20 protein-coding genes and 3 riboswitches are annotated in these 20,955 nt (G+C 68.5%); of the genes, 8 read left to right on the top strand and 12 right to left on the bottom strand.

Features of this window, described 5'->3' with window-relative positions; all coding sequences use genetic code 11:
* Positions 1-64: 64 nt before the first annotated feature.
* Positions 65-268, bottom strand: a riboswitch (cobalamin riboswitch).
* A 214-nt stretch (positions 269-482) separates the two neighbouring features.
* Both QR64_RS13530 and QR64_RS13525 read right to left on the bottom strand, forming a co-directional pair.
* Positions 483-1,988 (bottom strand): PepSY-associated TM helix domain-containing protein, encoded by a 1,506-nt coding sequence (locus QR64_RS13530; protein ID WP_039585515.1) that lies wholly within the window; start codon positions 1,986-1,988, stop codon positions 483-485.
* Between the two features lie 306 nt (positions 1,989-2,294).
* Positions 2,295-2,813 (bottom strand): hypothetical protein, encoded by a 519-nt coding sequence (locus QR64_RS13525; RefSeq protein ID WP_006552955.1) that lies wholly within the window; start codon positions 2,811-2,813, stop codon positions 2,295-2,297.
* Positions 2,814-3,068: 255 nt separating this feature from the next.
* A riboswitch (cobalamin riboswitch) is annotated at positions 3,069-3,145 on the top strand.
* Between the two features lie 247 nt (positions 3,146-3,392).
* On the opposite strand from QR64_RS13525, the gene QR64_RS13520 reads away from it, so the two are divergent.
* The 4 genes from QR64_RS13520 to QR64_RS13505 are packed head-to-tail and all read left to right on the top strand — an operon-like array spanning position 3,393 to position 7,448.
* Entirely contained in the window at positions 3,393-4,460 is a 1,068-nt protein-coding gene (locus tag QR64_RS13520; protein ID WP_039585512.1) for an ABC transporter substrate-binding protein, read from the top strand.
* Between the two features lie 8 nt (positions 4,461-4,468).
* Positions 4,469-5,554 (top strand): FecCD family ABC transporter permease, encoded by a 1,086-nt coding sequence (locus QR64_RS13515; protein WP_198162527.1) that lies wholly within the window; start codon positions 4,469-4,471, stop codon positions 5,552-5,554.
* Complete coding sequence (locus tag QR64_RS13510; RefSeq protein ID WP_006552952.1) at positions 5,551-6,621, top strand: FecCD family ABC transporter permease; 1,071 nt, start codon at positions 5,551-5,553, stop codon at positions 6,619-6,621. The genes QR64_RS13515 and QR64_RS13510 overlap by 4 nt, the downstream gene beginning before the upstream one ends.
* Positions 6,618-7,448 carry an ABC transporter ATP-binding protein gene (locus QR64_RS13505; RefSeq protein ID WP_019291075.1) on the top strand — a complete coding sequence of 277 codons (831 nt, stop codon included), beginning with the start codon at positions 6,618-6,620 and terminating at the stop codon, positions 7,446-7,448. Before QR64_RS13510 ends, QR64_RS13505 begins: the two co-directional genes overlap by 4 nt.
* Before the next feature lie 87 nt (positions 7,449-7,535).
* On the opposite strand, the gene QR64_RS13500 is transcribed toward QR64_RS13505, so the two are convergent.
* The 8 genes from QR64_RS13500 to QR64_RS13465 all read right to left on the bottom strand — a co-directional run bounded on the left by QR64_RS13500 (position 7,536) and on the right by QR64_RS13465 (position 13,537).
* Positions 7,536-7,982: a hypothetical protein gene (locus QR64_RS13500; protein ID WP_006552950.1), complete on the bottom strand. Its 447-nt coding sequence runs from the start codon at positions 7,980-7,982 to the stop codon at positions 7,536-7,538.
* Positions 7,979-8,626, bottom strand: a complete 648-nt coding sequence (locus QR64_RS26555; RefSeq protein ID WP_039585510.1) for a (2Fe-2S)-binding protein — start codon at positions 8,624-8,626, stop codon at positions 7,979-7,981. Before QR64_RS26555 ends, QR64_RS13500 begins: the two co-directional genes overlap by 4 nt.
* Positions 8,619-8,990: a hypothetical protein gene (locus QR64_RS13490; protein ID WP_200886503.1), complete on the bottom strand. Its 372-nt coding sequence runs from the start codon at positions 8,988-8,990 to the stop codon at positions 8,619-8,621. The genes QR64_RS26555 and QR64_RS13490 overlap by 8 nt, the downstream gene beginning before the upstream one ends.
* Positions 8,987-9,397 carry a hypothetical protein gene (locus tag QR64_RS27040; protein WP_039585508.1) on the bottom strand — a complete coding sequence of 137 codons (411 nt, stop codon included), beginning with the start codon at positions 9,395-9,397 and terminating at the stop codon, positions 8,987-8,989. Before QR64_RS27040 ends, QR64_RS13490 begins: the two co-directional genes overlap by 4 nt.
* A 35-nt stretch (positions 9,398-9,432) precedes the next feature.
* Positions 9,433-9,560, bottom strand: a riboswitch (cobalamin riboswitch).
* 17 nt (positions 9,561-9,577) lie between these two features.
* Positions 9,578-10,405 carry a glycosyltransferase family 2 protein gene (locus tag QR64_RS13480; RefSeq protein WP_039585506.1) on the bottom strand — a complete coding sequence of 276 codons (828 nt, stop codon included), beginning with the start codon at positions 10,403-10,405 and terminating at the stop codon, positions 9,578-9,580.
* Positions 10,402-11,394 (bottom strand): glycosyltransferase, encoded by a 993-nt coding sequence (locus QR64_RS13475; protein ID WP_039585504.1) that lies wholly within the window; start codon positions 11,392-11,394, stop codon positions 10,402-10,404. Before QR64_RS13475 ends, QR64_RS13480 begins: the two co-directional genes overlap by 4 nt.
* Complete coding sequence (locus QR64_RS13470) at positions 11,391-12,470, bottom strand: glycosyltransferase (protein WP_039585502.1); 1,080 nt, start codon at positions 12,468-12,470, stop codon at positions 11,391-11,393. The genes QR64_RS13475 and QR64_RS13470 overlap by 4 nt, the downstream gene beginning before the upstream one ends.
* Entirely contained in the window at positions 12,467-13,537 is a 1,071-nt protein-coding gene (locus QR64_RS13465) for a glycosyltransferase (protein ID WP_039585676.1), read from the bottom strand. The genes QR64_RS13470 and QR64_RS13465 overlap by 4 nt, the downstream gene beginning before the upstream one ends.
* 188 nt (positions 13,538-13,725) lie before the next feature.
* Between QR64_RS13465 and QR64_RS13460 the strand changes: the two genes are divergently transcribed.
* Positions 13,726-14,304: a TerD family protein gene (locus tag QR64_RS13460; protein ID WP_006552942.1), complete on the top strand. Its 579-nt coding sequence runs from the start codon at positions 13,726-13,728 to the stop codon at positions 14,302-14,304.
* A 59-nt stretch (positions 14,305-14,363) separates the two neighbouring features.
* Here the strand turns inward: QR64_RS13460 and QR64_RS13455 are convergent, their stop codons facing one another.
* Positions 14,364-15,017, bottom strand: coding sequence for a hypothetical protein (locus QR64_RS13455; protein ID WP_033096194.1), 654 nt, complete (start codon positions 15,015-15,017; stop codon positions 14,364-14,366).
* A gap of 239 nt (positions 15,018-15,256) precedes the next feature.
* On the opposite strand from QR64_RS13455, the gene QR64_RS13450 reads away from it, so the two are divergent.
* The 3 genes from QR64_RS13450 (at position 15,257) to QR64_RS13440 (ending at position 19,728) form a co-directional block, all read left to right on the top strand.
* Positions 15,257-16,546: an adenylosuccinate synthase gene (locus QR64_RS13450; protein WP_006552940.1), complete on the top strand. Its 1,290-nt coding sequence runs from the start codon at positions 15,257-15,259 to the stop codon at positions 16,544-16,546.
* A gap of 128 nt (positions 16,547-16,674) precedes the next feature.
* Entirely contained in the window at positions 16,675-18,213 is a 1,539-nt protein-coding gene (locus QR64_RS13445; protein ID WP_039585500.1) for an alkaline phosphatase D family protein, read from the top strand.
* Between the two features lie 33 nt (positions 18,214-18,246).
* Positions 18,247-19,728: a PLP-dependent aminotransferase family protein gene (locus tag QR64_RS13440; RefSeq protein WP_024101847.1), complete on the top strand. Its 1,482-nt coding sequence runs from the start codon at positions 18,247-18,249 to the stop codon at positions 19,726-19,728.
* 51 nt (positions 19,729-19,779) lie between these two features.
* Here QR64_RS13440 and QR64_RS13435 read toward each other — a convergent pair whose 3' ends face one another.
* On the bottom strand, positions 19,780-20,877 hold the full coding sequence (locus tag QR64_RS13435; RefSeq protein ID WP_039585498.1) for a CaiB/BaiF CoA transferase family protein: 1,098 nt from the start codon (positions 20,875-20,877) through the stop codon (positions 19,780-19,782).
* Between the last annotated feature and the right edge of the window lie 78 nt (positions 20,878-20,955).

Below are 20,955 nucleotides of genomic sequence, written 5' to 3'. Positions count from 1 at the left end.
CCTGTGGTCGAGGTGTTGCCGATCGGCGCGCGCCCATTCCACGAGGCGGCATACCGTCGGGCACGGCGTGCCCGACACGATCGGCAGGTCTTCGGACTCGCAGGCACCCATTCCCGATTCCGTCGGGATGGACCTAGTGGCCGTCGCTTCCCGGACCTGGTGGTCCAGTGCTTGGTGACGGCGGTCGTTCCTGCATACCGCTGCGGGACAGTCCCGGATTCCCACCGGGTTCCCTCTCACACCCGATACCTGTCGGCATCGGGTGCTTCGGCGCGCACATGAGGTCTTCGGGGCTCCTCACGACGACATGCGGCGAACCGATCGCAGCGCCGACTATACAAGGATCGCCTCCTTCCTCGGCGTGCGTGGGCTGGACGACGCTCTACCAAGTCCGGAATGCGTTCCTCTGTATACGAACTCGGGANCCGGTCGGCTCGGATCCGGTGGCAGGATCCGAGCCGCCGGGCCGGAGACAGCGAGACTCAGCCGGTCGCGGAGGTCCCCTCGGGGGAGTGCTCGGGCGAACGCCGGCGCCGCAGCAGACCGACCGCGACGTCGACGAGCAGGAATGCGAGCAGGCTCAGTCCCAGCAGCGGAGCGAACCACCCGACGGTCACCGCAGCAGCGACCACCGCGACGACGGTGACCGGGTGCAGGCGTCGCCACGTCCCACGCAGCGGTGGGCGCGCCACCCGGCGCGATCCGCGGGTGGGGCGACGCTGCCACCACAGCTGGTAGCCGCGCACGATGACCGTGCCCAACGCGACCGCGAGAGCGAGCAATACCAGCTGGTTGAGCAGCCCGAACAAGATGCCCATGTGCAGGGCGATGCCCCAGGTGGTGAGCTGGGCGGCCAGCGGCCAGTCCGCGAACGTGTTGGTGGCGGTCACCGCCCCGGTGGCCGGGTCGATCGCGACCGCGTCGGTGACGAACTGCCAGGGCTGGCGGGTTTCGGTGACGGTGACGGCAGTGTGGCCGTCGGCCGGGATGCTCATCTCGACGTGTTCGGTCACTCGATGCTCGGCAGCGGCGGCAAGGACGCGGTCCAGAGCGCCGATGTTGCGATCGAGTGCGCCCGTATCGGCAACAGCGGCAGTATGGCCGTCGTGGCCGTCGTGTCCACCGGCTGCAGGCGCGGTGTCCGAGACGCCGAGGGTGGTATCGAGCGTCGGGGTGGTCCAGCTCAACGCGGTACGCAACTCGCCCACATTCGCCCCGGCATATGTGGACCAGGTCAACCCGGTGGCCGACAGGAAGATCGAGCCGACCGCGATCCACAGGCCGGTGGTGCCGTGCCAGCCGAGGGTGCGGTTGCGGCCCCGCGCGCCGCGGTCGAAGGTCAGCAGTCGCGCCGACTGCCGGGTGCGGATGCGCTGGGTGCGGTAGCGCTGCACCCACAGGTACACCCCGCCCAGAGCGATGACCCACAACCAGGAGGCGGCCAGTTCGCTGTAGATCCGGCCGGGCTCACCCAGATGCAGGTGCCGGTGCAGCTGGGAAATCCAGGTGCGTACCGGCAGCGCGCTGCTACTGCCGTAGACCACCGACTGACCGGTCGACGAGGCGGTCGCGGGATCGATGAACACGGCAGTGCGCTCGGATTCACCGAGGGACGGATCGGTGAACAGCACCCGGGTGGTCTCACCGACCTCGGATGCGGGGCGTACCGCTGAGACGGTCAGGTCCGGGCGTAGCTGCTGGGCGGCGCGGACCTGCTCGGCGACCGGCAGTGCCGGACCGGTGGAATCGACGTGCAGCAGGTCGCGGTAGAGCACCTGTTCGAGGGTCGGGGCGATCGCGTAGAGGCCCCCGCTGATCGTCGCGATCAGCAGGAACGGGGCCACCAGGATCCCGGCGTAGAAGTGCAGCCGCATGATCAGCGGCCGCATGCTGCGCGGCGGTGAAGAATCCTGCGCCGCAGCCCGGGCGGGCTCGGCGGCGGAATTGTCCGCGGCGATGGTGCCGCGGTCGAGTTCGGGAACGGACATGAGTGTGTCTCGATTCGGCTGTCGTGAGGTGCTCACCGTGTGCGCGTTTTTCGGCGGTGTCCGTGCAGGAGCACGGGCACCGCTGGAGATGCGGTCGGTGAGGCGACCGTCAGGAAAGGCGGGCATCGAGGGGACTTGGCAGATCGAATCCGGTCGATGCCGCTGAGGGCACGCACGCCATACACTCGGCACCCCAGCACGGGGCGAAGGCAGGACGGCGGAAGAAGAATGTCGGACACCCGTCGGCGATCGCGTGCTCTCCCGCGCCGGGGACGGCGCAGCAGGCGGATCGGGTAGGGAGGCCGACTACGCCGCGGTCGGCGGTCCGCGGGTACCGGCGGCGGCGCCGGCCAGCAACCACAACGACAGCGTCGCCCGATAGAGCGGGGTCGCCGACCAGACCACGGTCTGCGCAGGCGGGACAGAAACGAGCACCAGCATCACGCGGGTGAACGCCCCCAACACGTGCAGGCACGCACCTTCGACGGCGCGCACCGCAGCGGCGGAGACCGCAACAGCGGCAAGGTGGGCGGCGATCATCGCGGGCGACAGTTCCAGCCCGTGCGCGTGGTCGTCGACCACCGAGAGGGTGGTGTGCCCGACCACCTGTCCGGCAGTCAGTGCCGCGAGGAGAAACACCCAGTTCCGATCGCGCACGGTGACGGCGGCGACCGCGGCACCGACGCCGGCGCACGCCGCCAGCAGCAACACCACCGCCGACTGGCTCGGCGGCATCCCGCCACCGGCCACACCATGGGCGGCGATACTCACCGCCCCCGACACCGACCCCACGGCAGCACCGCGCACCTGCGCAAGCACCGGCATCCGTGAGTCCACGCCGCGAGGATAGCGTTGATTCCCCTCGGGTCTCTTCTCCGGTGCCGGGACAGGGCCGGGCGATGACGTCGGTCTCCCGCACAGCGGTGGTACCGGCGTCGAACAGGACACAACCGCTACGCCGTTCGAGTGGCGTTGCGCCATCACCGACCTGCACCGCCCCCGGCTCCTACTTCGGCCGAGCCGGGAATTCGGGCATGGTCGGCTCCTGCTAGCCTCAGTTCGTCCATCACGATGGGATCCGAGGAAGCCGGTGTGAATCCGGCGCGGTACCGCCACTGTGAGCGGCGCTTCGACAAGCGTCTGCGAGCCAGATACTCACCCCATTCGTACCTTTCAGCATCGGGGCGGCCTACCCCGAGAAAGGCTGCGCGAAGCCGTGCACCCATCTCTCTCCCATTCTGTCTCCGCTGTACCTCTTCGGCGTCCGGATCCTGTCGAAGGGCGCGCCATCGCGATCGCCCACGCACCGGGAATCAGTGATCAGGTCGCTGCGACCCGCACCTTCCATGCCTTGATCCGGCCCGAGTGCCGATTCCCCCAGCGCATCGAAAGGACGGCCGTCGCATGACTCCGCTGAACCGTCGGACGCTGAGCGTCGCCGCCGCATGTCTGACGCTGATCAGCGCGAGCGCATGTGGCGCAGACGAGGAGAACGCCGCGTCGGCCGACTCCATGACCGTCGAGAACTGCGGGATCGACGTCACCGTGGAAGCGCCACCGGAACGCGTGTATGCCGCCTACCAGCCGGCCATCGAGATTGCGCATGCGCTGGGCATCAGCGACCGCCTGATCGAGACCGCCTTCCTCGATGCTCAGGTGTTGCCCGAGTACGCAGATGCCCAGGAGCAGGTGCCGTACGTCGAGAAGCTCCCCAGTCGTGAGGCGCTTCTGGCCACCGGGCCCGACTTCATCCTGTCGGGGTACAACAACGTGTTCACCGAGGACGGCGCCGGCGACGAGAGCTTCGGCACGCGGGCGAGTCTGACCCGGCTCGGCATACAGAGCTGGATCCTCAGCCCGCTGTGCCCCAGCGCGGACGGACTGTCGGACGAGGCGATCGACCCCGCCACCGTGAGCGTCGAGACGATCTATGACGACCTGCGCGACCTCGGGGCCCTGTTCGACGTCGAGGAGCGCGCCGAGGAGGTCATTGCCGATCAACAGCAGCGCATCGCGGTGGTCGACCAGGTGCTGGCCGGGGCGGACCGCCCGAGCGTCGCGATCGTCCTACTCGATGAGGGCGGTGGCATCCGCGTCGCCGGTGGCATCGACTTCGGTACCCGGATCATCGCGCAGGCCGGGGGCGTGAACGCCTTCGCCGACCTCGTCGAGCGACGCCACGTCGCGATCGACCTCGAAGAGCTGATCCGTCGCGACCCCGATGTCATCTTGACCAGCACCTGCTGCGACGCCTCCTATACCCGCCAGGACGGCGCCGAGGAGGCGCAGACGATCGTGCAGAACCCGGCGCTCGCGGGCCTGTCGGCGGTGCAGAACGGTGCCGTGCATCCCTTCCTGTTCGCTGACCGCGCCGCCGGAGTCCGCATCGCCCATGCAATCGAGCTGCTGGCTTCGCTGCTGCACCCCGACCTGGCCATCCAGGACGAGACCGGACAAGACGGGGGCGAGTGAGGTAGGCGGTGACGACGGCGGCAACGACCCCGGAGCGGTCTGCGGACGGTCCGGCCCCGGCTGCCGGCGCGCCTGTCGTGCGTTCCGGCCTGCTGAGCGGCAACCGTACTCGCCTACTCGGGCTCGCGGTGGCCACGGCTGTTCTGGTGGCCGTGACCCTCGGCTCGGTCCTGCTCGGCACCCTGCCGGTCGGCCTCTCCGACGTGGTCGGGGCCGTTACAGGTTCGGCGGACAGTGACGTCGAGCGTGCGGTGCGATATATCCGCATCCCGCGGACCGTGACCGGATTGCTGGCCGGGATGGCGCTCGGCCTCGCCGGCGTGGTGATGCAAGGTCTGACCCGCAACCCCTTGGCGGGACCCGGACTGTTGGGCATCAACGCCGGCGCGGCGCTGGCGGTGGTTTCGGCGATGGTCGGTCTCGGCATCACGAGCGCTGCCGGTTACGTGTGGTTCGCCTTCGCAGGAGCTGCGGTGGCCGCCGTCTTCGTCTACATGCTCGGCTCGCTCGGTCCGGGTGGTGCCACGCCGGTGAAGCTCGCTCTGGCCGGGTCGGCGTTGACCGCGCTCCTGGGCGCGGTCACCACGATGATCACCCTCCAGGACGCCTCCACGATGGAGGACTTCCGCTATTGGGTCGTGGGATCGTTGACCCGTTCGGACAGTGACGCTTTGGCCGCGGTAGCGCCGTTCATCGCCGTCGGTGTCGTCCTGGCTGTTGGCCTGACCCGCGCGTTGAATGCTCTGGCTCTGGGTGAGGATCTCGCCCGCAGCCTCGGTGCCCGTGTGTGGGTCGACCGCATCGCGGGGGCTCTCGCTGTGGTTCTGCTTGCGGGTGGCGCCACCGCTATCGCAGGTCCGGTCGGGTTCATCGGGCTCGTGGTACCCCATATCGCACGGATGATCACGGGCTCGGACTACCGCTGGGTGCTCGCCTGGACCATCGTGCTCGCGCCCATGCTGCTGCTGATCGCCGACATCGTCGGACGACTCCTGGTCCAACCCGAACAGCTGCAGGTCGGGATCATCACCGGCCTGGTCGGCGCCCCGTTCTTCCTCTACCTGGTCCGCAACCGCAAGGTGGTCGGCACATGAGTTCGCCGGTGCGCCGCGGTCCAACCCGCGACACGCTCCTGGTGGCCCCGCGAGGTACCCCGGTCTCCTTTCGGATCAGCCGCTCCTCGGTGCTGCTCACCGTCCTCGCCGGCGTGGCCGCCGTTGCGGTCGCCACGGCTTCCTTGGTCCTCGGGGTGTACCCGATCTCGGTTTCCGACGCCGTCACCATCGTGGGAGGCGGAGGCACCCTCATCGAGCGCGAGGTCGTGCTGGGCGACCGCCTGCCCCGGGCACTGACCGGGCTCGGTGTCGGCGCGGCTTTTGCGCTCTCGGGGGCCATATTGCAGCGCATCGCCGCCAATCCGCTCGTCAGCCCCGACATCATCGGCATCAATTCCGGGGCGGCGATGGGCGCATTGACCGTGCTGCTTGTCGTGGGGGGCAGCGGTCTGCAGCTCGTGTTCGGTGCGCTGGCCGGCGCGGTCCTCGCTGCGCTGATGATCGTGCTCATCGCTTACCGGCGCGGTCTGCACGGCTTCCGGCTGGTGCTGGTCGGGATCGGTGTCGCGGCGATGCTTTCCTCCGCTATCTCCTATCTGCTCACCCGTTCCGACATCCACCGAGCCATGAGTGCCGCTGCCTGGCTGACCGGCAGCCTGGCCAATCGGAGCGGGCTGCACGTGACCATCATTGTCATCGCGCTGGCGGCGACGGTCCCGGTCCTGATCGTGGAGTCGCGGCACCTGCGGCTGCTCGAGCTCGGCGACGATCTCACCCGCACCCTGACCGGAGCCGGTCAAGGCCGCAAGGTGTTGTTGCTGCTGATTGCAGTGGTCCTCGCCGCGATGGCGACCGCAGCTGCCGGACCCATCGGTTTCGTCGCGCTGGTGGCGCCGCAGATCACTCGCCGCATCCTCGCCGAGCGGCAGATCGGCCTTGCGCCCTCTGCCGCCGTCGGCGCCCTTCTGGTGGTCGGCGCCGATCTGGCGGGCCGTTCGATTTTCGCGCCGTCGGAGATGCCCGTCGGAGTCCTCACGGCGATCCTCGGAGCGCCGGTCCTGCTCTATCTCCTCGCCCGCGCCCACCGCATCGGAGCCGCCGGATGACACCACAGCCAGCACACGCGATCCGGTCGGTCTCGTTGACGACCGAGCAGCTCAGCCTGGGCTACGGATCCTCGCTGATCGTCGACCAGGTGAGCACGAGCCTGCCTGCCGGCCGTATCACGGCGATCGTCGGACCCAACGGGTGCGGCAAGTCGACGCTGTTGCGGGGCCTGGCCCGCCTGTTGTCGCCGCAGCACGGCCGAGTCCTTCTGGACGGTACCGAGCTCACCGAGATGCCGGCGCGCACACTGGCCCGCGCCCTCGGTCTGCTGCCGCAGCAGCCCCTTGCCCCGGACGGCATCACCGTCGCCGATCTCGTCGGCCGGGGCCGGCATCCCCATCAACGGTGGTTCCGACAGTGGAGTGCCGAAGACGAGCGGGCGGTGGCTGCCGCACTGGCGGCGACCGGCGTCGACCAGCTGGCCGAGAGCCCGATCGAAGAACTGTCCGGTGGCCAACGCCAACGCGTGTGGATCGCGCTGGCGTTGGCCCAGGATCCCGACATCATGCTGCTCGACGAGCCCACGACCTTCCTCGACCTGGCCCATCAGATCGAGGTGCTCGATCTGCTCGCTTCCCTCAACCACCGGCTCGGACGCACCATCGTGCTGGTGTTGCACGATCTCAACATGGCCAGTCGCTATGCCCATCACCTTGTGGCGATGCGAGCGGGGACGCTGGTGACCGCCGGACCGCCCAGCGAAGTCATCACTTCCGAGATGGTGCGCGACGTCTTCGGTGTGGAGGCCACTGTGATCACCGATCCCGTCGCAGGCACACCGCTGGTCCTGCCCCACCGGTCGGTCGACATCGAGGCCGCCCGGTGACCGGGCGCGTTCTGCCTTCGCGGACGGACCGCTCCGCGCCGGACCTCGGTCGGCGCCCGGCTTCACACTCATGTGTGCCGGAAGCCCCTACCTGTGCGATCGCGTGGATCGGGTTCCAGCCCCAGAAATTCCGCGGATGCGGTCCCACGCCTCGAGGTGCTCCCAGACCGGTTCCTCCGTCAGTCGCTGGGTGTTGGTGAGAAACGGGGTGGGCAGCATGATCGTGAGCATCTGCTCGTCCCGGCCGTTGAACATGCGCAGACCCCAGGAGGTGACGGTGTCGTCCCTGCCGATCCTGCGGTACAACTCGGCGCGACTGCAGCGGCGGATCCGGCCGAGTTCCGGCCCACTCGCGGTGTGTTCGCCGATGCAGAGATGGAAGTGCCACCGACCGAAGTCGACGGTGACGTACCCGTCGTACATCCCGATCTTCTTCGGTGCGTTCGGGGCCGCGACCTCCAGTGCCGAGCCTTCGATGAGCAGACCGAACCACATGTCGTTCCAATAGTTCTCGGGATCGAACACGACTGTCACGGCATCTCCTTCGAGCGGTCGTCCGGCGGGGTGGGGAAGACGCAGTCGCCGCAGACCCCGCCGGTGGGTGTGCGGTAGTAAAGACAGCAACTACGGCGACGGCCGGTCGCCGGGTCCGCAGTGTCCGCGAGACGCGGATCGGACAGAAGGTCATCGACGAGAGGCTGTGCATCGGAACCGATCACCCGACCGGCACCGATCAGAGCGGATGCCGCGTTGCCCCACAACAGGCCGGCCGCGACCACGTCGCGCCACGCATGGACGAGAGGTTCGATCTGCCGGTCGAGGACTTCCGTCACGATGTCGTCGCCGAATCCGGGTTCGGTGATGTGCAGGTGCAGTCCGGCGTCGTTCCGCCACAAGAGTTGCTCGGGATCGAGCCGGATGCATCGTCCGGAGTCGACGACGGAACCGATCGCCACCGACCACACGCGTGCGACGTATCCGAAGAAGAGGGTCGATGCCGCCACGCGCGGTTCGTCGGTGTCCATCCGCGCGGCAGTATCGGCCACCAGAGCGTCGCGGGTCGCGGGGGCGGCCAGATCTGCGGTGGGACGCCATCTGTCGTCGGCAGGTCCGGTACTCACGCGGAAGTACGGGCTCCATACGGCGATTCGCTCGAGAACCCCGATCGCATCAGACACGGCTGTCCTCCGCTTCCAGGTCGAACACCATCCTACGAGGACCGAACCGCATGCGTCCGCGATCGAACTCCGCTCCGATACGGCCGGATTCGGCGAGAGCAGCGGGAGTGTCGCATGTCAGTGTGCGGTCTGCTTCGAGCAGCCACATCCGGTCGGACACCCGTAGTGCGAGTTCGAGTTCGTGGGTGGACATGACGACCGCCAGATTCTGCTCGCGCGCCAGGCGTCCGAGCACGTCGACGAGTTCACCCCGTCGAGCAACGTTCACCTTCGAAGCGATCTCCGTGACCGTCCTGCCACGGAAGGCACGACGACGGGCGTGGCCGATGGTCGGATCGCGTAGTTCCACGCCGGTGGAGGTCACAGTGCCGCTCCCAGTGTTCCACGCCGTGAACGAATCAGGACGGCGATGACCACGGGCGCCCCCACGATGGCCGTGACGGCATTGAAGGGGAACACGGTGGCCCCGAGCGCCGCGACGATCACCACACCGGCGCGGCCGAGTCCGGCCAGCCCCGCGGTGAACCCGCCGACGCCGCCACCCACGAGCCAGGTCGGGGCGTCGGCCGCCTGCGCGACCACGGCTTCGAAATCGGCGTCGACTATCTCGGACTTGTCGGGAAAGTAGTCGACCGAGGCATCGAAGTCGGTGATGCACTCGTCCGAGGCGTCGTTCTCGGTGTCGGAACCCGCCGTCGAACATCCGGCGAGCAGAAGGCTCGAGGAGGTCAACGCGACAAGGAGCTTCGGGAAGGCTGCGCGTACACGCACGGCGATTACACCCTCTCTCGGGGAAGTCCGCCCCGGGCAAGGAGGTACGGCGACGTGAGTATCTGGCTCCCGGAGATCGCTCTACCGGTCACAGTGGCGGGACCGCGCCGGAATCACACCGACTTCCTCGTGCGTCGTCGCAATGACGGTGCCGAAATTAGCACACGGAACGAAAAGTCTTCACGGGCCGGTCGTCCGCACCTTCGTCCACCGCTGCGTGTCGGGGTCGAAGGAGACGAGTCCCGTCCGCTCGAACTCGTCGAGCCACCCCCGCATCGGCCACCACCCCCAACGCCGGTGGAACAGCGCGGCATTGGTGAGGATGTCGTCGAGATGCTCGACCGGCGGGCTCGACACCGGGTGGTACTGGTGGAAGGCATGGGCGCCGCCGACCCAGGCCATCGGGACTCCGGCACGGGCGGCCTTCTGTCCGAAATCGGTGTCCTCGCCGCCGTATCCGCTGTATGCGGTGCAGAACCCGCCGATGCGGTCCCACACGAGCGACCGGGACGCGAACGACAGCGACCAGAACATTTCGTGTCTATCGTCCAGCACGATCTCACCCGAGGAGGGGAACGGACGGGCCGGATGCGGATCGATCGCGTCGCCCAGCCGGTCGAGGTCGTAGCCGTCGGCGCCCGGTTCGGACAGATAGGTGACCGGACCGTTGAGCAGCGCAGCCGGGTGCCGGCCGGCCGCCTCGGCGTACCGTTCGATCAGGTCGGGAGCCGGAATGCAGTCGACGTCGAGGAAGACGAACAGATCCGACGACGCCGTCCGCGCGCCCAGATTCCGTGCCTCTCCGACCGGCAGTTTCGCGGAGTCGACGTCCATGTCCACCACTCGCGCCGACGAGCCGGCCGTGGCGACGACCTCCGTGACCTCCGGGTCACCCATCGCGACAACGATGTGCTCGTCAGGTGTCCGGGTGCTGCGTGCGAGGCCGTCGAGTTGGCGTCGCAGATGCGTGCTGCGACCTGCGGCGACCGTGACGACCGAGACGGTCACGATCGCTCCGCTAGGTCGTCCAGGATCGCCGCCGCGCGCGCCGCGGCACCGTCGACCTGCCAGCGTTTCCATTCGACGGGGTCGAGGCCGCGTGCTCGCTCGATCAGTTCGGGCCAGCGGTCCGGGTCGGGCCACCCGTCGAGACCCACCGCCAGTCCGGACTTCTCCAAAGCCGTTGCGGTGGAACGCTGTTCGTCGAACGGACGGGGTTCGGCGATCACGACCGCAGGTCGCGCGGCGGCCGCGATGTCGGCGACGGTGTTCTGGCCCGCATGCCCGATCACGACGTCGGCGCCGGTGAGGACGGGCCACGGATCGTCGACCCACGGGCCGCCCGCGACACCGAGACCCTCCCACACGTACTGGGGGTAGCGTGACGAGAACCGGTGCAGATCGTCGACGGTGATCGACGATCCGCCGCTGCCGCTCATGACGAGTACCCTCGGCTTCTCACCGGCTGTGCGGGTGGGAGACGGGCGTCCGTCGAAACGGCTGATCCCGCCGACGTACGAGGTGGCGTACGAGCGCAGCCAGTGCGGATCGTAGACGTCCTGCGACCACGGTGCGATGAGATGGTCGGCGACGCGATAGGCCAGCGTGTGGGCGGTATCGGTGCGCTCGCCCGGCATCGCGAGCACCACGACGGGGATCCCGTACAAGCGGGCGAGGAGCGTCACCTCCACCGACACATCCACTACCAGCAGGCTCGGGCGGGTCGCGGCGATCCACGACCCCAGCGCGTGCATGCGTTCGCGGAGACCGTCGTCGTGGGTGGGAACCCAGTGGAGGACGTCGTGGGCCGTCGTGTCCTGCGCGGTGTCGACGGCGAGGTCGTCGCGGGGGAGCAGCACGACGTCGTCGAAGGCGTCGGCGGCAGTGCCGAGCGGCGCCGACGACAATGCCGTCACCGGCGTCCGCAGATCCGCGCAGATGCTGCTCGCGCGGGTGCGGTGTCCGTGCCCGTGGTGATGGATGTAGTAGCCGATCATGCCGCTCCCGCGAGTTCCCGATACAGCGAGACGTAGGCATCGACCATCGTGCGTTCCGAACAACGCTCCTCCGCGCGGGCTCGGGCGGAGGCACGGGACAGACCGACAGCGCGGGGTACCGCCTCGGCCAGGCCGTTGATGTCGTCCGGCGCGACCAGGCATCCGCTGCTCTCGTCGACGACCTCCGGGATGCCGCCGCGCGCGAAGGCCACCACGGGTGTCCCGCATGCCAGGGACTCGGCGACGACGAGCCCGTACGGTTCGTCCCATTGCGGGGTGATGAGTGCTGCTGCCGAACGTCCTACCGCGGCAGCGAGATCCGGCTGGGAAAGATGACCGAGATAGATCACGTCGGGACCGAGGAACGGTTCGACGTGTTCCGCGAAGTACCCCCGGTTGCTGATCGGGCCCGCGATCCGCAGCCGGTAACCGACCCGGCGCGCGGCCTCGATCGCGAGATGCGCGCCCTTCTCCGGCACGAGGCGGCCGAACCAGATCAGATCCTCACCTCCCGAACCGACCGGCCACGCTCCGAGATCGACACCGTTGGGCACGACCGCCACCGGACCGGGCGTGACGTGTTCCCAGGCCGTCGCGGTGTGCCGGCTGACCGCGACGAACGTGCCCGGGCACCCACCCGGAGTCGCCATCGCCGACTCGAGCCACGGCGTCGGCGGCGTGTGCAGCGTGCAGAGCAGCGGGGTGTGCAACATGCGGGCCATCGCTATCGGCAGGTAGTGCAGGCTGTGGTTGTGCACGACGTCGAAGGCATCGGCGGACGGTCCGGCGAGATCGAGCATCAGCGACAGGTAGGCGTGGTGGTCGCCGAGGAAGCCGTTCGACGGGGGCATCGACACGTCGCTGCGTGCGAGTTCGCTGACCTCGAAGGACGGCCCCTCGAGGAACGAGGCCGGAAGTTCCGGATCGGATCCGGGTGCGGCGAAGAGCGTCACCTCGTGGCCGTCCTTGCCGAGCGCGTGAGCGAGATGCCACACGTGCGCTTCGAGTCCGCCGGCGAAGGGCTGGCGGATCGGATATCTGTTCGACGCGACGAGTGCGATGCGCAACGGCGTCATGATCTGCTCCGGCTGCTCATCGCGCGCAGGTAGATATCGCGATGGGCGCGGGCCAGCGCGCGACGTTCGTCCATACGTTGCGACCAGTCGGCTCGCGGAAGATCCCTGCTCTCGTACAGTTCTCGCACGCAACGATCGAGCGAGTCGGCTTCGAAGGTGTCCTCGTCGTAGGTGTACACCCCGCACCGACGCTGCTCGCCGTAGAAGCCGCAACTCGGCGCGATCACAGCGGTGCCGAGGTCGAAACACGCCTCGAGCCAACCCGAATGGGTTCCGAAACGGTAGGGCAGCACCGACACCGACAGATCCGAGAGGTACTGCCACAGTTCGTCGTCGGAGAAGTACGGATGCACCCGCACGTCCACCTGGGGTTGCTCGCCGTACTGCAGGATGCGGGAACCGGCTTCCGGGTTGTACCAGTACGCATTGTCGGGATCGAAGATCTCATCGTGCACGTTGATCTGCAACACCGCATCGGGTAGCGAGCGCACGGTCTCGGCCAGCGTGTCGAGCACCAGGAACAGATCCATGTTCGCGCGCAGGCTCTTCGCGTGGACTCCCACGACGAACGGACTTTCGTCGCGACGCGGTCGCTCGAGCCAGTGCTGTTCGACGACGTGCGGATGCGGCAGGACCGTCGCCTCCCGGCCCCAGCGCAGACGGATCCGCTCGGCGGCGCCCGGCGTGAGGGTGATCAGTTCGTCCGCGGCCGGAATCAGCACGTCGAGTTGCTTGTGGTGCTCACCGGGGGTGGGGTGGTGCGGGTTCCGCAGGTCGTGCACCGTGTACACGAGAGGCTTGTCGTGCTCGGCGAGTTCGGCGACGACGTCCTGCAGCTGCTCCGCGCCGATCGCGTCGAATCCGAAATGGATGTGGAAGACGTCGAATTCCTCGTGGTGGTCGCTCACCCAGCCCGGTTCGAGCATCAACGGCGGCCACCAGCCCCCGGGAACCTTGCGGCCGTCGGCGGGAACCGGATCCGTCAACCGGATCACGTCGTCGCCCTCCGGGCAGGCGAGGTGCCGGACGTAGACGTGCGACGCAGGCACCGACGCGACTCGAATCACCACAACCGACCCTCTTCTCCCTCGCGCGACATCCGCCGTACACACCGAAAGGCCGGGAACGCCGTCCCCGGCCATCGTCCGGTGCCCTGCGGCTACCCCCGCGGGACGGCCTTCACACGTCCTGCCCGACTCGTCCGGTCTTCACTAGGGTGGCGGTAGGCAACGATCATCGAGCGAGAGGATTCGGTATGGGTGTGAGCTTGGCCAAGGGCGGCAACGTTTCGCTGTCGAAGGAAGCTCCGAACCTGACGGCGGTGACGGTGGGTCTCGGCTGGGACGTGCGCGCGACGACCGGCGCGGACTTCGATCTCGACGCCAGTGCACTGCTGACGAGCGAGAACGGCAAGGTCCTGTCCGACCAGCATTTCGTCTTCTACAACAACCTGCGTTCGCCGGACGGCTCCGTCGAGCACACCGGCGACAACCTCACCGGTGAGGGCGAGGGCGACGACGAGAGCGTGAACGTCGACCTCGTCGCCGTTCCCGCGGAGGTCAAGTCGATCGTCTTCCCGGTGTCGATCCACGACGCCGACGCGCGGGGCCAGTCGTTCGGTCAGGTGCGCAACGCGTTCATCCGCGTCGTCGACCGCGCCGACGGCCGGGAACTCGCCCGCTACGACCTCACCGAGGATGCGTCCACCGAGACCGCGATGGTCTTCGGTGAGCTGTACCGCCACGGTGGCGAGTGGAAGTTCCGCGCCATCGGCCAGGGCTACGCCTCCGGTCTGGCGGGCATCGCACGGGACTACGGCGTCAACGTCGGCTGAGCCGACAGGGGTCAACGTCGGCTGAGCCGACAGGGGTCAACGTCGGCTGAAGATGGGTTTCAGCGGACGAGCTTCCACTTCTTGTCGTGCCGGTAGAAGGTCGACCGCTTGAGAGCCCGGGGGTTCGCGACCCCGTCGCGGGTGACGACTGCGGCGGGGGAACCCAACTGCATGGCCCGGCCCGTCAGCCACTTGTAGCCGCCGAACCAGCGCGGCCGGTCGATCGCGGCCCGCAGACCGGGCATCGCGGGTGTGGGTTCGACGCGGATGCCGGGCACCGTGCCGGAGAACAGGCGGGTGTCATCGACGTAGGCCTCCCCGACGAGCGCATCGCCGTTCTCACCGCACAGCAGCGCACGGCCGACGAGGGCGATACCGGCGTCGTCGCGGATGAGCGGCAACGGCTTCGCGACCCCCTGCAGGGCGACGGTGGCGGCCTTCGACCCCGTCCGCAACCCGTACGCCTCCGTGGCCGGGGTTCGTGTCTCCGGGACGTACGCGACCTCCAGGTCGAGGCGTTCGGTGCGCATCAGCCGGGTGACGGTCGCGGCGAACGCCGCGTCGTTGCCTACGACGATCAGACGAGGGTCCTCTACTGACTCGAGATGCGCGAAGACGTCCTCGAAGTCGTCCTTCTCGGGGAGGGCAGGCGCAGACAGTGCGGTCACGGGGGTCAGCGCCAACGGCAATGGCACGTCACCGCATCTGAGCACTACCGGGGTCAACGGGTCTCCTCGAGGGGTCGGGTTCGTCGGGCTCTCGGCTGCGTCCACTGTAATGGGAGGGCGGCGGCGACCCGCCACCGCGCGCCGCAGCTCCGGCGCTTCTGCAGTCCCGTCATTCGCGCTCGTCGGAGGGTGGACTACACTGTGGTCCCGGCTGCTGCCCGGTTGGGCAGGACCCTGCAGGCGAGACCGCCCGCACGTAGACACCTGCCTGAGGAGAGCGCGACATGCCGGCAATCGTCCTGATCGGAGCCCAGTGGGGCGACGAGGGCAAGGGCAAAGCTACCGATCTACTCGGCGGACGTCTGCAGTGGGTCGTGCGCTACCAGGGCGGCAACAACGCCGGTCACACGGTCGTGCTGCCCAACGGCGACAAGTTCGCCCTGCACCTGATCCCGTCGGGCATCCTGACGCCCGGCGTCAACAACGTCATCGGCAACGGTGTCGTGGTGGATCCGGGTGTGCTGCTCACCGAGCTCGAAGGCCTCGAGAAGCGCGACGTCGACACGTCCCGTCTGCTGCTCTCGGCCGATGCGCACCTGATCATGCCGTACCACGTGGCCATCGACAAGGTCACCGAACGCTTCCTCGGCAAGAAGAAGATCGGCACCACCGGACGCGGTATCGGCCCCTGCTACCAGGACAAGATCGCCCGCGTGGGCGTGCGGGTCGCCGACGTGCTCGACGAGAAGATCCTCACCCAGAAGGTCGAGGCCGCACTGGAATTCAAGAACCAGGTGCTCGTCAAGATCTACAACCGCAAGGCGCTCGACCCGCAGCAGGTGGTCGACGAGGTCCTCACCCAGGCCGAGGGTTTCAAGCACCGCATCACCGATACGCGCCTCGAACTGAACAAGGCGCTCGAGCGCGGCGACACGATCCTCCTCGAGGGTTCGCAGGGCACGCTGCTCGATGTCGACCACGGCACCTATCCGTACGTGACGTCGTCCAACCCCACTGCCGGCGGCGCCGCTGTCGGTTCGGGTATCGGCCCGGCGAAGATCTCGACGGTGCTGGGCATCCTCAAGGCCTACACCACCCGCGTCGGCTCGGGTCCGTTCCCGACCGAGCTGTTCGACGACCACGGCGCCTACCTCGCCAAGCAGGGTGGAGAGGTCGGTGTCACCACCGGTCGCGCCCGCCGCACGGGATGGTTCGACGCCGTCATCGCCCGCTACGCGACCCGCGTCAACGGCATCACCGACTACTTCCTCACCAAGCTCGACGTGCTGTCGGGTCTCGACACCGTGCCGATCTGCGTCGGCTACGAGGTCGACGGTGTGCGTATCGACGAGATGCCGATGACGCAGACCGACGTGCACCACGCCAAGCCGATCTACGAGGAGATGCCGGGCTGGTGGGAGGACATCACCCACGCCCGCACCTTCGAGGAGCTGCCGAAGAACGCGCAGAACTACGTGCTGCGTCTCGAGGAGCTCTCCGGCGCCTACATCTCCTGCATCGGTGTGGGGCCGGGCCGCGACGAGACGATCGTCCGGCGCGACGTCATCCGCTGACGGGGTAGCTCCCGGCCCGCGCCGATTCGTCGTCGGACGGGCGCCGATCCCTCACTGCATGTTCACCGACGGTTCGCACGGACTGTGCACGCTCGTCCCGCACAGTCCGTCGGACCCCGGGGAGAACCATGTACGTGTCCCGTCGAACCCTGCTGCGCACCGTCGCGCTCGGAGCCCTCGCGGCTCCGGCGGTGGCGTGCTCGTCGGGAAGTTCCGTTGCAACGCCGAGCCTCGTCCGTGAGCGGCCGATCCTCACCCACGGTGTGGCCACCGGCGACGTGCGGGCCGACGGGGCGCTCGTGTGGGCGCGCTCGGATCGACCGGCGCGGCTCGTCGTGGAGACGGCGGCCACCGAATCCTTCACCGATCCCGTCCGACACGTGGGTGGTCTGCTGACGCCCGAGACGGACGGAACCGGCCGACTGCGGCTGACGGGACTGCCGGCCGGCGAGCAGGTGCACTACCGTGTCGTCCTCGAAGGCGAGGACGGCGCCACGTCCGAGCCGGTGACGGGTCTGTTCCGCACCGCCCCGACCGCACCCGGCGACATCAGGCTGCAGTGGTCCGGCGACACCGCCGGTCAGGGCTTCGGTATCAACCCCGACATCGGTGGGATGACGATCTTCGACACGATGGCCCGTCGCGACCCGCACCTGTTCGTGCATTCCGGCGACGTCGTGTACGCCGACAATCCGCTGAAGGAGACCGTCGAGCTGCCGGACGGCCGGGTCTGGCGCAATATCGTCACCGAGGCCAAGAGTGCTGTGGCGCAGACCCTCGACGAGTACCGCGGCCAGTACGCCTACAACCTCATGGATGAGAACTATCGGCGGTTCAACTCCTCCGTCGCGCAGATCGTGCAGTGGGACGACCACGAGACCGTCAACAACTGGTACGCGGGTGAGATCCTGGATCTCGAGCAGTACACCGAGAAGAACGTGGACGTCCTGGCGGAACGGGCTTTCCGTGCCTTCCACGAGTGGCTCCCGCTCGATCCGGCGGAGGCCGTCGACGGACGCATCCACCGGGTCGTGCGGTACGGACCGCTGCTCGACGTCTTCGTACTCGACATGCGGACCTACAAGGACGTCAACGGCACCAACGTCGGCGCGGCGGGGCAGGTGCTCGGCAGCGCGCAGACGCAGTGGCTCATCGACGAACTCACCCGTTCGACCGCCACCTGGAAGATCATCGCCGCCGACCTGCCGATCGGCCTGGTCGTACCCGACGGCGATACGGCCTTCGAAGGAATCGCGAACGGGGACAACGGCGCTCCCTCGGGCCGGGAATCGGAGATCGCGCGGGTCCTGTCGGCGGTCGAAGCGCGCAGGATCACCGGCACCGTGTGGTTGACCGCCGACGTGCACTACACGGCCGCGCATCACTATTCGCCGGACCGCGCCTCGTTCACCGACTTCGACGAGTTCTGGGAGTTCGTCTCGGGACCGCTCAACGCCGGTGCTTTCGGACCCAACGAGCTGGACGGAACGTTCGGTCCCGAGGCCGTCTTCGTGCACGCGCCCCCGGCGGCGAACACCTCGCCGATGGACGGATATCAGCACTTCGGGGAGGTGTTCATCGACGGCGCGACGAAGCAGATGCGGGTGGAGTTGCTCGACTCGCGAGGGACGGTCCTGTTCCGTCAGGTGCTCGATCCACCGGCCTGATCCCGCCCGCGCGATGCGGGGCATACTGGATCGGTGATCACTCGAGCGATCGGAGCCGTGTCGCTCGTCCGCGACCTCGGGAACTGGCAGGATTCGGGGCAGTCGCATTCCCGTCGCTCCGCTCGCCCCGATCCCAGACCCGCCTACCGGGCGCTCGCGGACAGCATCCGCCTGCTCGTGCACGACGGCCGCGTCCCGCTCGGGGTCGCCCTGCCCAGCGAGCGGGAACTCGCCGCGGCGCTGTCGGTGAGCCGCACCACCGTCGCGTCCGCCTATGCGGCGCTGCGGGAAGAAGGCTATCTGCGCAGTCGGCAGGGTGCCCGCAGCACGGTCGCCGTGCCCGCTCGCCGGGGCGCGGAGAACACCGGGTCCCGGATGCCGATCGGCCCGGCGATCGATCTGAGCAACGCCTCGCTGCCCGCGCCGGCAGCGGAGATCGAAGCGGCGTATGCCGCGGCGCTGCGGTCGATGTCGACCTATCTGGACTCGCACGGCATGGAACCGATAGGGGTGTCGGTGCTGCGCGAGGTCATCGCCCGCCGCTACCGCGAGCGTGGACTGCCCACCTCGCCCGACCAGATCATGGTCACCTCCGGGGCGCAGCACGCGATGCGCCTGCTGCTCGGTGTGCTCGACGACCCCGGCGACCGGGTGGTCGTCGACCACCCCACCTATCCCAATGCGCTCGAAGCGATCCGCCGCTACGGCGCGCGCCCGGTGCCGGTTCCGGTGCGCCCGGAGAACGGCCCGCACGGCGGCTGGGATCTCGACGGTGTCGCCAGTGCCGTCCGGCAGACCGCGGCGCGCACCGCCTTCCTCGTCCCCGACTTCCACAACCCCACTGGCCTGTGCCTCGACGAGGACGGCCGCGCCGAACTGGCCCGCATCATGCGCGACACGCGAACCACGCTCGTCGTCGACGAGTCGATGGTCGATCTCTGGCTCGACGCCCCGCCGCCGCCTCCCGTCGCAGCCATGCCTGCCGGCGCGTCGGTGGTGACGGTGGGTTCGACGGCGAAGTCGCTGTGGGGTGGCCTGCGGGTGGGATGGATCCGCGCCGACCGCGACACGATCGTCCGGCTGGCCGGGGCACGGACCGCGGTCGACCTGGGCACGCCTGTCATGGAACAGCTCGCGGCCGCGCATCTGCTCTCCGAAGTCGACGAACTGCTCGAACGTCGCCGCGCCGCGTTGAGGGAACGACGCCGTGCGCTGTGCGCAGCCTTGGACCGGCGGTTGCCCGACTGGGAGTACACGCCGGGCCAGGGCGGGATGTCGTTGTGGGCGCGGATGCCCGAGCCGGTGTCGACCTCGCTGGCTGCCGCCGCGCCGTCCCACGGTGTGCTGCTCTCCGCCGGTCCGCGCTTCGGTGTGCAGGGTGCGTTCGAACATTTCGTGCGTCTGCCGTACACGCAGGATGTCGAGGTCCTCGACGACGCCGTCGAGGCGATGGCCGCCGCCTACGAGCAGGTCGCCTCCGGGCGCACACCCGACGAGGCGCGGCTCGTCGTCTGATCCTGTGCGCCAGGACGATCGTCGGAGCGTCGGCGGGCTCGGGCTGCCGGATCAGACCCAAAGGGTGTCGATGTCGGTGGCCTCGGCCGCCGGACCGACCGGCTCACCGGCGGGGGTGCGGGAGAAGCGCGGCGCCGGTGCGTGCTGCACGACGCCGTCGATCTCGATCAGCGACCCGCGTGCGACGAGATGCTCGTTCTTCTCCGCCTCGGCCCAGGTGAGGACCGGGGAGACGCAGGCATCGGTACCGAGGAAGATCTCGGTCCACTCGTCGCGGGTCTTCGACAGGAACTTGTCGGTGAAGATCTTCTTCATCTCCGCCCAGCGGGAAGTGTCGAGCTGGTGCGGCAGGTCGGCCGGATCGAGCTCGAGGCCCTGCAGCAGCAGCGCGTAGAACTGCGGCTCGATGGAACCGACGGCCATGTACTTGCCGTCCTTGGTCTCGTAGACCTCGTAGAACGGGGCGCCGGTATCGAGCATGTTGACGCCGCGCTCGTCCGACCACGCGCCGCGACCGCGGAACGCCCACATCATGTGCGAGAGAGCGAGGGCGCCGTCGACCATCGCCGCGTCCACGACCTGGCCCATGCCGGAGGTCTGACGCTCGACGAGGGCGGACAGGATGCCGAAGACGAGGAACATCGAACCGCCACCGAAGTCGCCGACCATGTTCAGCGGCGGCACCGGACGCTCGCCCTGGCGGCCGATGGCGTGCAGGACGCCGGTGAGGGAGATGTAGTTGATGTCGTGGCCGGCGGCGTTGGCGAGCGGGCCCTCCTGGCCCCAGCCGGTCATGCGGCCGTAGACGATGCGCGGGTTGCGCTCGAGGACCACGTCCGGTCCGAGGCCGAGTCGTTCGGTGACGCCGGGACGGAAGCCTTCGATGAGGACGTCGGCGCGCTCGAGCAGGGTCAGGACCTTCTCGATGTCGGCGGAATCCTTGAGGTTGGCCTCGACGATGCGACGGTTGCGCTGAATCGGATCGCGCTGTCCCTCCGGCGGGATCTCGCCGGGGCGCTGCACGATGACGACATCGGCGCCGAGATCGGCGAGCAGGGTCGCGGCGTGCGGGCCGGGACCGAGACCCTTGAACTCGACGACGCGGACACCCGCGAGCGGACCCTTCTTCTCAACAGCTTCAGCGGACACTCGACGAACCTCGCTCCGATGTGTAGGGACTGTCGCAACGGAGAGTACCTTAGCGAGCGTTCAGAATATGGCTCCGGT

Source organism: Rhodococcus sp. Chr-9 (assembly GCF_000801125.1).
Lineage (GTDB): Bacteria > Actinomycetota > Actinomycetes > Mycobacteriales > Mycobacteriaceae > Rhodococcus > Rhodococcus pyridinivorans.
The sequence above is the reverse complement of the archived record's forward strand: the minus strand, read 5'-3'. Positions and strand labels throughout refer to the sequence as shown.